Source organism: Enterococcus sp. AZ197 (assembly GCF_050556405.1).
In the GTDB taxonomy this organism is placed as follows: domain Bacteria; phylum Bacillota; class Bacilli; order Lactobacillales; family Enterococcaceae; genus Enterococcus; species Enterococcus faecalis.
The window spans coordinates 1682226-1694176 of the sequence record NZ_CP187873.1 but is presented as its reverse complement, the minus strand read 5'-3'; the positions used below and the strand labels follow the sequence as shown (position 1 = coordinate 1694176).

The 11951-nt window shown below is 36.3% G+C and carries 11 protein-coding genes; all 11 read left to right on the top strand.

Annotation, left to right across the window (positions count from 1 at the left end):
- Nucleotides 1-30: 30 nt before the first annotated feature.
- A complete protein-coding gene (locus tag IGK82_RS08270) occupies nt 31-1224 on the top strand; it encodes a phosphoglycerate kinase (protein WP_002357094.1) in 1194 nt (397 codons plus the stop codon).
- Between the two features lie 48 nt (nt 1225-1272).
- A complete protein-coding gene (tpiA, locus tag IGK82_RS08265; protein ID WP_016622350.1) occupies nt 1273-2028 on the top strand; it encodes a triose-phosphate isomerase in 756 nt (251 codons plus the stop codon).
- Nucleotides 2029-2159: 131 nt separating this feature from the next.
- Nucleotides 2160-3458, top strand: coding sequence for a phosphopyruvate hydratase (gene eno / locus IGK82_RS08260; protein ID WP_002357098.1), 1299 nt, complete (start codon nt 2160-2162; stop codon nt 3456-3458).
- Between the two features lie 353 nt (nt 3459-3811).
- Nucleotides 3812-4636: a toll/interleukin-1 receptor domain-containing protein gene (locus tag IGK82_RS08255; protein ID WP_016622351.1), complete on the top strand. Its 825-nt coding sequence runs from the start codon at nt 3812-3814 to the stop codon at nt 4634-4636.
- A 16-nt stretch (nt 4637-4652) separates the two neighbouring features.
- Nucleotides 4653-6014, top strand: coding sequence for a deoxyguanosinetriphosphate triphosphohydrolase (locus IGK82_RS08250; RefSeq protein WP_002357101.1), 1362 nt, complete (start codon nt 4653-4655; stop codon nt 6012-6014).
- A 211-nt stretch (nt 6015-6225) separates the two neighbouring features.
- The gene (locus IGK82_RS08245; RefSeq protein ID WP_002357102.1) at nt 6226-6441 is read left to right on the top strand and encodes a hypothetical protein; all 216 of its coding nucleotides are present in this window, start codon (nt 6226-6228) and stop codon (nt 6439-6441) included.
- Between the two features lie 143 nt (nt 6442-6584).
- Nucleotides 6585-9356, top strand: a complete 2772-nt coding sequence (locus tag IGK82_RS08240; RefSeq protein ID WP_002365821.1) for a sigma 54-interacting transcriptional regulator — start codon at nt 6585-6587, stop codon at nt 9354-9356.
- Between the two features lie 71 nt (nt 9357-9427).
- Entirely contained in the window at nt 9428-9847 is a 420-nt protein-coding gene (locus IGK82_RS08235; RefSeq protein WP_002389037.1) for a PTS sugar transporter subunit IIA, read from the top strand.
- Nucleotides 9848-9858: 11 nt separating this feature from the next.
- On the top strand, nt 9859-10329 hold the full coding sequence (locus tag IGK82_RS08230) for a PTS sugar transporter subunit IIB (RefSeq protein WP_002357106.1): 471 nt from the start codon (nt 9859-9861) through the stop codon (nt 10327-10329).
- A 15-nt stretch (nt 10330-10344) separates the two neighbouring features.
- On the top strand, nt 10345-11136 hold the full coding sequence (locus IGK82_RS08225; protein WP_002357107.1) for a PTS mannose/fructose/sorbose/N-acetylgalactosamine transporter subunit IIC: 792 nt from the start codon (nt 10345-10347) through the stop codon (nt 11134-11136).
- Nucleotides 11117-11950: a PTS system mannose/fructose/sorbose family transporter subunit IID gene (locus tag IGK82_RS08220; RefSeq protein ID WP_002384383.1), complete on the top strand. Its 834-nt coding sequence runs from the start codon at nt 11117-11119 to the stop codon at nt 11948-11950. Before IGK82_RS08225 ends, IGK82_RS08220 begins: the two co-directional genes overlap by 20 nt.
- The last annotated feature ends 1 nt before the right edge of the window (nt 11951 follow it).

The following is an 11951-nucleotide window of genomic DNA, read 5'->3' as shown; positions in this document are numbered from 1 at the left end:
CCTAAAATTGACAATACAGGAGGTCTACTCATGGCTAAAAAGACAATTAAAGATGTAGATTTAAAAGACAAAAAAGTCCTTGTCCGTGTTGACTTTAACGTTCCGTTAAAAGATGGCGTGATCACAAACGATAATCGTATCGTAGCGGCTTTACCAACAATCAAATACGTGATTGAAAATGGCGGAAAAGCAATTCTTTTCTCTCATTTAGGTCGTGTAAAAACAGAAGAAGACAAAGCTGGCAAATCATTAAAACCAGTGGCTGAACGTTTAAGCGAATTACTAGGTCAACCAGTTACTTTTGTTCCAGAAACACGTGGTAAAGAATTAGAAGACGCTGTTAACAATATGAAAGACGGCGACGTTTTAGTATTTGAAAACACTCGTTTTGAAGATGTTGACGGCAAAAAAGAAAGCGGCAATGACGCTGAATTGGGTAAATACTGGGCTTCTTTAGGCGATGTATTTGTCAATGATGCTTTTGGTACTGCACACCGTGCACATGCCTCAAACGTTGGAATTGCTTCAACTGGTATCCCAACAGTTGCTGGTTTCTTAATGGAAAAAGAAATTAAATTCATCGGCGAAGCTGTTGAAAATCCAAAACGTCCATTCGTAGCAATCTTGGGTGGCGCTAAAGTTTCTGACAAAATCGCTGTCATTGAAAACCTAATTGAAAAAGCCGATAAAATTTTAATCGGTGGCGGTATGGCTTACACATTCATGAAAGCACAAGGCTATAGTGTTGGTTTATCTTTACTTGAAGAAGATAAAGTGGACTTAGCGAAAAGCTTAATGGAAAAAGCTGGCGACAAATTAGTTTTACCGGTTGATACAGTTGTCTCTAAAGAGTTCAGCAATGACGCTCCTTTCCACACGGTTCCTTCAACTGAAATCCCAGATGATGAAGAAGGCTTGGATATTGGTGAAAAAACAATTGAATTATTCGCTAACGAATTACAAGGTGCGAAAACAGTTGTTTGGAATGGACCAATGGGCGTATTTGAAATGAGTAACTTTGCCAAAGGAACAATTGGTGTTTGTGAAGCGATTGCTAATTTAGAAGACGCAACAACAATCATCGGTGGCGGGGACTCTGCTGCTGCAGCAATTCAATTAGGCTACGAAAACAAATTCTCTCACATCTCAACAGGTGGCGGAGCAAGTTTAGAATTATTAGAAGGCAAAACTTTACCAGGTTTAGCTTCTATTAACGATAAATAATCAGTTTAAAAGACAATATTTTTAAAAAAAGAAAAGGATGTGCTTTTCATGCGCAAACCAATTATCGCTGGTAACTGGAAAATGAACAAAACTTTAAGCGAAGCACAAAGCTTTGCAGAAGCAGTAAAAAATGCTGTTCCATCAAACGACGTTGTTGACGCTGTGATTGGATCTCCAGCATTATTCTTAGCTCCTTTAGCTTGGAACCTAAAAGATTCTGAAGTGAAATTAGCTGCACAAAACTGCTACTGGGAAAACGCTGGTGCCTTCACTGGTGAAAACTCACCAGCTGCAATTGCAGATTTAGGTGTGAACTATGTGATTATCGGACACTCTGAACGTCGCGAATATTTCCACGAAACAGATGAAGATATCAATAAAAAAGCCAAAGCAATCTTTGCAAATGGTATGACACCAATCTTCTGTTGTGGTGAAACTTTAGAAACGTATGAAGCTGGTAAAACAGCGGAATGGATCGAAGGTCAAATCACTAAGGGCTTAGTTGGTTTATCAAACGAACAAGTTGCTTCAATGGTTATCGCTTACGAACCAATCTGGGCAATCGGAACTGGTAAATCTGCAGATGCTAATATTGCAGATGAAATCTGTGGTGTTGTTCGTTCAACAGTTGAAAAATTATACGGCAAAGAAGTTTCTGAAGCTGTTCGTATTCAATACGGTGGTTCTGTTAAACCAGAAAACATCGCTGAATATATGGCAAAAGAAAACGTTGACGGTGCTTTAGTCGGCGGCGCAAGCTTAGAAGCAGATTCATTCCTAGCTTTATTAGATGCTGTAAAATAAGAAATCACTAACGGTAACGTTTTCTCAATGACTTTTGCAAAAAAATGTTTGCATAGTTTGCGAGAATTAACTACAATCATACATGAGGGAATCCCCTTAGTATAAATACAAACTCAAAGGAGAGACAAAACATGTCAATTATTACTGATATTTACGCACGCGAAGTCTTAGACTCACGCGGTAACCCAACAATCGAAGTAGAAGTTTACACTGAAAGCGGAGCTTTCGGCCGTGGAATGGTTCCTTCAGGAGCTTCAACTGGTGAATACGAAGCAGTTGAATTACGTGATGGCGACAAAGCTCGTTACTTAGGTAAAGGTGTTACTAAAGCTGTAGATAACGTAAACAACATCATTGCTGAAGCAATCATCGGTTACGATGTACGCGATCAAATGGCTATCGATAAAGCAATGATCGATTTAGATGGAACTCCTAACAAAGGTAAATTAGGTGCTAACGCTATTCTTGGTGTGTCTATCGCCGTAGCTCGTGCTGCTGCTGATTACCTAGAAGTGCCTTTATATCACTACTTAGGCGGATTCAATACAAAAGTATTACCAACTCCAATGATGAACATCATCAACGGTGGATCACATGCTGACAATAGTATTGACTTCCAAGAATTCATGATCATGCCTGTAGGTGCGCCTACATTCAAAGAAGCTTTACGTATGGGTGCAGAAGTATTCCACGCATTAGCTTCAATCTTAAAAGGTCGCGGCTTAGCTACTTCAGTAGGTGACGAAGGTGGTTTCGCTCCTAACTTAGGTTCAAACGAAGAAGGTTTCGAAGTAATCATCGAAGCTATCGAAAAAGCTGGCTATGTTCCTGGTAAAGACGTTGTTCTTGCTATGGATGCTGCTTCTTCAGAATTCTACGACAAAGAAAAAGGCGTTTACGTTTTAGCTGACTCAGGCGAAGGCGAAAAAACAACTGAAGAAATGATCGCGTTCTACGAAGAATTAGTTTCTAAATACCCAATCATTTCAATCGAAGACGGCTTAGACGAAAACGACTGGGACGGATTCAAAAAATTAACTGAAGTATTAGGCGACAAAGTTCAATTAGTTGGTGACGATTTATTCGTAACAAACACAACTAAATTAGCTGAAGGTATCGAAAAAGGTATCGCTAACTCAATCCTAATCAAAGTTAACCAAATCGGTACTTTAACTGAAACATTTGAAGCAATCGAAATGGCTAAAGAAGCTGGCTACACTGCAGTTGTATCTCACCGTTCTGGTGAAACAGAAGATTCAACAATCTCTGATATCGCTGTTGCAACAAACGCTGGCCAAATCAAAACTGGTTCATTAAGCCGTACTGACCGTATTGCTAAATACAACCAATTATTACGTATTGAAGATCAATTAGGCGATGTAGCTGAATACAAAGGCTTAAAATCTTTCTACAACTTAAAAAACAAATAATTCATTTAATGAATAACGCTTAAAGGGACAATTGGTTAATGAACCAATTCTCCTTATACTCGGACGTAAAAACACGCCTTTCTGCAAAGAAAGGCGTGTTTTTTTATATTTATAAAAATATTGAAAAAAATAGATTAGAAATAACTTCAACCGTACATCGCTCTATAATCACTTGTTTAAAAATAACAAAACATTAACAAAACAACATTATATAAAAAATTAATAAAACAAAATAATTGTTATTTTATAATTTTAGTATTGACTGGTTTCAGATAACGCTGTACGCTTAAAGAAATAGTATAGAATTTCACAAAAAAATGAAAACACAAATTTAACTTGGAGGATGTTGAGTAGTGAGCAACGGGAAAAAGATTTTTATTAGTCATAGTTCAAAGGATCAAGAATATGTGGATGCGTTTATCCAATTATTGAAAAAGTTTGGGTTTCGAACACAGGATATTTTTTATAGTTCCACTATTGAAACAGGTGTACAGCCAGGAGAATTAATTTTTGACACGATTAAAAGGGAGCTAACCAATCAACCTGTCATGCTGTATTTTTTATCTGATCATTATTATCGGAGTATTCCATGCTTAAACGAAATGGGTGCTTCTTGGATGCTATCAGATAAACACTATCCAATTGCGTTAAATAATTTTTCTATGAAAGATATGAAAGGTGTTATTAGTAGTGAGCGTTTGGCGATTGCGTTTAATGATAAGACAAGTACTAATGAAATAAACTGCTTATTAAAAAAGTTATCTCATGACACAGATGTACAAGCTGAGCCAGATTTTGAATTAAACGTTGAGAAAAATATTCAGCCATTCCAAAATAAACTGACACAACTGATTCGGCAAGCAAGTTATTTAAAACCTGATGAAAAGGGATATTTTGAAACGATTCTTAGCACTCATCGTCCTGTGTATGGCACAGCAAAAGGGGTCTATGACTGTTTTAAATTACCTAGCTTAATTGAGCCTAAAAGTTTAGGTTTAGACACGCTATCAGAGGATGAAAGCCATTGGCTATTCTTTTTTCTTACGTGGGGAACTTTTCAAGAAGGCGAAAAAGTGCGGTTTAAATTGAAAAAGGATAAGGCGTATAACAATCGGGAATTCAGTGATATTGGTAAATGTAAAAATATTTACGTCTCTTATTTAGAGAAGGTAGAGTAATTGGAGGAGGTAATAAATGAAAATGAATTGGCGTCAGTTGGTTGGTACATATCGTATTTCTGATAATGGTAAACAATATCAAAATGACTGGTTAAATAAGCAAGTTGATTTAGCCACAGAACTTCGTAAATCTTTTGATAGTGACTATCGTAGAGTAATTAAAAGTGATGCATTTAGACGCTTACAAGATAAAACACAAGTTTTTCCTTTAGAACGTAATGATTTTGTAAGAACACGTTTAACACATAGCTTAGAAGTGGCAATGCATAGCAGGGATATACTTAGATTAGTTATTTCACAGTTGAACGAACGAAACATTGAGGTTATGGAATTATCAGAATGCTATCGGTTGTTAGAAACAGCTGCATTAATCCATGATATCGGCAATCCCCCTTTTGGACATTTTGGGGAAGAAGCCATTCGTATTTGGTTTGAAAAAAATGGTCCTTTGTATGCTTGTTGGTCTGATTTTTCGGAGCAACAACAAAATGATTTTCTTAACTTTGAAGGAAACGCTCAAACCATCCGACTTTTAACAAAACTGCATCATGATAATGGGACTTCTAAAGCAGGAATGAAACTAACAGCCACGACATTAGATACAGTTATCAAATATACGGCATCTTCAGATCAATTAAATAAGCAACAGCTTTTGTCTAAAAAAGTTGGCTATTTTTACTCGGAAAAACAAGTGTTTAACGCCATTAAATTTGCGACAGGAACACAAAATAAGCGACACCCATTAGTCTTTTTGTTAGAAGCTTCAGATGATATCGCCTATACTTTTTCAGATATCGAAGATGCCTATAATTATGGTTTATACAGCTATCAAGATTTAAAGCAGTTTGTTGATGCGCAAACAGGAACAAAAAAATTTTTAATGTTAGAAAAAGATAAAACAGAAGAAGCTACCTTACAAGAATTTTTGAGAAAGACACAAAGAGCTGTTTGTCAAAGCGTAGCGAAAAATTTTGCTAATCATTATGACTTAATTATGAGAGGTATCTATCATAATGAAATTATCATTGAAGATTGTGATGAAGTGAAATGCTTTCAGGCATTAAAAAACTTTTCTAGAGTCTATGTTTTTCAAACAAAAACAATTTTGGATCAAGAGGTATTGGGCTTCAATATCATCAATCGTTTACTAGATGAATTTGTTCCAGTCGTACTGAAATATGAAAAAGTTTCCATGAATAAGTATGAGGAGCGAATCTTTAATAATATTTCGGAAAGCGCGAAAGCGTTGTATAGAAGAGAAGCAAAGAACGCTACAGAAGCAGAAAAAGACTATTATCGTTTGAAAATGGCGGTGGACTTTGTATGTAATATGACGGATGGATATGCCAAAAAAGTTTATGATACATTATTCACTTAAAATTTGAGAAAAAGCTTCTCAGCGGTTGCCGCCGCTGAAGAAAACTAGTTCATTGCACAGGCTGATCGTTTCAGTAAAAATTTTAAAGATGCTAGTAATTTCACTGAAAATCGGGTACACTAAAATTAGCTAGTGTAACTAGCAAAAAAGGCAACTGGAATAGATAGGTTGTGCTGTCTATGAAGGGCTTTGTTTGTCAGGTGGTGCTGACATGCAAAGTGCCTTTTTTCTTTTTCTCAACATTTTAAGGACAAAAAACGATTGCAACATGTCACAATCGCTAACCTCGGAGAAAAAGGAATTTTTCTCCAATGGCCATTTCGATAACCTGTTGTGTGTTTCGAAACATTCAGAACGGTGGTGCGTTCTTTCAGTGCCTAATTATCCAATTCGTTTCTTGTTCCTCTATTTACAGTATACTGAATGAAAGCCTATTCTGCAATGATAGAATCAGGTTCCTGTGATTAAATAACATAAAAAATGGGCTCCTTATATAAAGAAAAATAACAAAAGAAATTTTGAATATTGACGTTTTTTTTAGGTACGTTATGATAAACGAGAGGTGATTTTATGTTAAAAACGCAAATTGTTGATTATTTACGCAATCAAACAGCTTTTTTTGAACCATCTTTAGTCAGTGAAATTTTCACAGCAAGCAATATTGCAACGACATTTTCTATCAAACGAAATACAGCTAGTCACTATTTAAATCAGTTAAACGAAGAAGGAATTCTAGTTAAGATCAATACACGACCGGTTTACTTTTTTCATAAAGAAGCGTTTCAACAACAAAACTATCTTTTAAAAAGAACTGTTTATCAAAGTTTCCAAGAAATGATCGATGAACAGCCTGCTTTTGATCGCAAAAGTGATTTTTTTCAGTCGGTCATTGGTTATCGCGGTAGTTTAGCTCAGACCATCGAACAATTAAAAATGGCAGCGCTTTATCCTGGCGGTGGATTGCCTGTCTTAATTACAGGTGAAAGTGGTACGGGTAAAAGTTTTTTAGCATCCTTATATTATCAGTTTTGTCTTTCAAAAGAACTACTTGACGATTCAGCACCTTTTGTGACAGTTAATTGTGCGCAATATGCCAACAATCCAGAGCTTTTAACTAGTCAATTATTTGGGCATCTTAAAGGCGCTTTTACGGGAGCAGATTCCGATAAAATTGGAGCCTTTCAAAGTGCAGAAGGGGGCGTTTTATTTTTAGATGAAGTTCATCGTTTGAGTCCTGAAGGGCAGGAAAAGTTGTTTACATTTTTAGATCAGGGTATCATTTATCGGATGGGTGAAACCAATCGGCCCATTCCTGTTACGTGTCGGTTGTGCTTTGCCACAACTGAAGAAATTTCTAGCACCTTTTTAACGACATTTTTAAGACGAATTCCTATTCAAATTAAAATCCCAAGTCTTGCTGAACGCACTCAAGCGGAAAGAAAACAATTAATTATGCGAGCATTTTATGAGGAACAGCAAGCTATTCAAAAAGCAGTTACTATCACGCCACAAGTTATCCAACTTTTAGAAAATCACCATTATGTAGGCAATGTAGGTGAATTAAGAAATAATATAAAAATTATTACTGCACGCAGCTTTGCCGCCAATCTTGATAAACGTGTTATTCCAATCACTTTGCACGATCTACCGAAAGAATTTCTGGATCAATCGATCAGACTAGCTCCTGATGAAAATGAATTGCCTATTCGTTTAGATGAGCAAACAAATCTGGTTAGTTTGTTAGAGGAAACAGAGCTTGCGCAAAGAAGAATTATCCAGAGTTATGAACGAATCCTTCGTCTTTATGTCTCTCACCATCATCATCTTTCCACTGCCAATAACGACATCTCGAAAGAAATTGAACGCTTATTCGATGATTTATTATTTGAAAAGAAGCGAGAGAAAAATCACGAAATGCTATTGTTTATTACGCAAAATATCCGTCAATTATTGGAAACGATTGAATCGTCTTATCAAATTCGGTTTAATGGCAGTTTAGTCTATGCATTAAGCACCTATCTGTTTCAACGAAGATGTATTGATTGGTTTCCAGAAAAAGAACCTACAACAGTCATTGACGAACTTTTAACAGAAGTTCAAACTAAATTAGCAACTAGTTATGGCTACGCTGAACAACTGTTAACTTTAGTGAAACGTTCATTAGATATTGAACTATCCCAGATGGATCGAATTATTGTCACCATTTATCTTCACTATTCGGGTTCAGTAAAGGAAAGTCACTATCCGAAAGCGGTGATTGTTGCCCACGGATATGCCACAGCAAGTAGTATTGCGAATGTTGCAAATCGGCTGTTAAATTTGCCAATTTTTCAATCGTTTGACATGCCGTTAGATGTTACTCCCAAAAAAATTTCCGAACACTTAATTCACTATATGGAACGTCAAGAAACGAGGAATGGTTTAGTAATTCTTTTTGATATGGGTTCATTGAAAGAAATTTATCAGTATTTTCCGGCAGAAGAAGAAGGTCCTTTTTTATTAATGAATAATGTGACAACAAGCTTGGCTCTGTCTATAGGAGAAGCCATTAAAGACGAAGTTTCTTTTGAAGAATTGCCCCAAAAAGCGTTAACGGTTCATCCAAATGAATGGGAAATCATATTACCTGAAAATAAAACGGAACGTGTCATTTTAACAACGTGTAGTACCGGAATTGGTACAGCCGTTAAAATTAGAGATTTACTTGAAAAAAGTTTACCTGCAGAAGCACAATTAAAGATTATTCCTTGTGAATATAATCAATTACGTAATGCAGAATCGATCAAAGAAAGTTTCCCAGAATATGAGATTGTCGGCATCATCGGTACAAACAACCCGTCTTCAAATGACCTCCCGTATATCTCTTTAGAAGAGTTGATTGCAGGAAAAGGAATTACGACCCTTTTAGAATGGACAAAGAGAGAATTAACTAAAGATATGCTGTCCTATGTAAATCATGAGTTGATTCGTAACTTTTCATTAGATCGGGTCATTCAATCAGTGACGATTTTAGATACAGAAAAAATTATTCGACAAGTAGAAGTCTTTTTAATTCAATTAGAAGAGCGGTGGCAACAAACGATTCAAAATGATCGTAAATTGGCGGTATATGTCCATGTCAGTTGTTTAATTGAACGATTAATCCGGAATGAACCTATTGAAAATTATAATGGCGCCGAACAATTAAAGCAGTGTCAAAGAACGGTCTTGCAAGAGTTAAAAGAGGCGTTTAGTGTCATTGAAAAAGTTTATAGTGTCAATATACCTGAATCGGAGCTTTTTTATGTCTATGATGTGTTGTTTGGAAAAACGGAGTTTAACAACGCAGAAAGCGATTTTTAAAATAAAAAGGAGGGAGTGCCACTTTTTTGGCACTCTTTTTGCTATATAAAGAAGTAAGTGAGGTGAAGAAAATGGAACGTAAAATTATTCTGGCAACACATGGTAATTTCGCTGCAGGGATTCAGACATCATTAGCTTTAATTTGTGGTGAAACAAAGAATGTGGAATGTCTTTGCGCTTATATGGAACAACCTTATGATTTAGCCAAGACGGTCAAAGACATTTTAAAGAACAATCAACAAAATGAATTAATTGTGATTACAGACCTATTTGGCGGAAGCGTGAATAACGAATTCTTTAATTATGTGGGGAAACAAGCAATGCATTTAATTTCAGGATTAAATTTAGCAACGTTAATTGAAATATATACCCAAATAAATACTGTTGATTCATTAGTTGATTTAGTAAAACGTGCCGTTGAAAACGGACAAGAAAGTCTTTGTTATTGTAACGAGTTATCTAGTAAAGAAATTTTAGAAGAAGAATTTTAGGAGGAAATGAAATGATTAAATTGTTAAGAGTCGATCATCGCTTGTTACATGGTCAAGTGGCTTTTTCATGGACCCAAGGCTTAGGCGCCGATTGTATTTTAATCGCAAATGATGACGTACCTAAAAATGATATTCGAAAAACAACCATTAAGCTAGCTAAGCCAGCAGGAGTAAAACTGGTCATTAAAACGATTGAAGATGCGATTGCCGCACTAAAAAGTGGTGTTACAGAAAAATACAAACTTTTTATTGTAGTTGAGAGTGTGGAAGATGCTTATCGATTGGCTACTGCTTATCCAGAAATAAAAGAAATTAACTTAGGAGGGATGAAAGTAAGGGAAAATACTCGAAACATTTCTAAAGCAATTAATATTACGCCGGATGAAGAAAAAATGGTTAAAGAATTGGTCGCAAATGGTTGTGAAGTTGAAATTCGACAAGTCCCAAATGACAAAAAAGTAGCAGCATTAAATGTCTTGTAGAAAGGAGAAATACAAATGATAGGACAAGCGATTCTTTTAGGTTGCATCGCTTTTATTGCGCAGTCGGAATATGCTTTAGGAACCTCGTTGCTTTCAAGACCAATTGTAACCGGTTTATTTGTCGGAATTGTATTAGGTGATGTCAAAACGGGCGTAATCATGGGTGCGACCTTAGAGTTAGCTTTCATCGGTTCTTTTTCAGTGGGCGCATCAATCCCACCTGATGTAGTGACTGGTGGGATTCTTGGTACAGCGTTTGCTATTACTGCTGGCGCAGGAACAGAAACAGCCTTAGTCTTAGGCTTGCCAATCGCAACGTTAACGTTGATTCTTAAAAATATTTATTTGGGTTTGCTCATCCCAATCATGAGTCAAAAAGCTGATCAGTATGCTGAAGAAGGAGCATATAAAGGGGTGGAGCGCATGCATTTACTTGCAGGCTTTGGCTTATCGTTCATGCTAGCGCTCATTGTAACTATTTCATTTGCCGTGGGCAGCAACACCATTAAAGGCTTACTTGATCTGATCCCTGAATTTATTCAACATGGGTTGTCTGTTGCAACGGGGATTATTCCAGCGCTAGGATTTGCGATGCTTGCACGCTTACTGATTAACAAACAAGTGGCGCCATATTTCTTTTTAGGCTTTGTCTTAATGGCTTACTTTAAGTTACCTGTAACAGGAGTAGCAATTTTGGGTGCCATTACAGCAGTAATTGTTGTGAATATCATGAATTATGCCAAAGGAAAGAATGAAACAATACAAACAACAAGTGGGGAGGTAATTGATGATGACGAAGACTTCTAAAACTAAGACAGAAAACTTAATTACAAAAAAAGAACTTAATCAAGTCTTTTGGCGTTCATTTCAAATGGAATTTTCATGGAATTATGAACGTCAGATGAATATGGCTTATGTCTATGCCATGATCCCTATTTTAAAGAAATTATATCCTCAAAAAGAAGAGATGGCGGCAGCTTTAAAACGGCATCTTGCTTTCTTTAATACTACGCCGCATATCGTGACGTTTATTTTAGGAATTAATGCTGCAATGGAAGAAGAAAATGTTCTGGACGAAAATTTTGAAGTTGGAACAATCGATAGTATTAAAACCTCGTTAATGGGACCTTTAGCTGGTTTAGGTGATTCCTTTTTCTGGGGAACCTTACGCTTGATTGCAACAGGTGTTGGAACTTCGTTAGCTTTACAAGGGAATGTGTTAGGGCCAATTCTATTTTTACTCATTTTTAACGTTCCTCATGTGATTGTTCGTTATTTACTGAATCGTTGGGGCTACAAATTAGGAACTGGTTTTCTCAAAAAAATTCAAGCAAATGGCATGATGGAAAGTCTCACATTAGGCGCTTCAATAATTGGCTTGATGGTGGTAGGTGCTATGACCGCCTCCATGATTGATTTAACTATCCCGATTACAATCAGCGGAAGTGGCAAAAATGCAGTCACGGTTCAAAGTATCTTTGACGATATCATGCCTAAATTATTACCGCTTGCATCTTTTGGTTTTGTTTTTTATTTATTGAAAAAAGAAGTAAAACCTTTAGCGATTTTAGGTGGCATGGCAATTGTCGGAATTCTTGGCTCATTAATTGGTCTATTTTAGG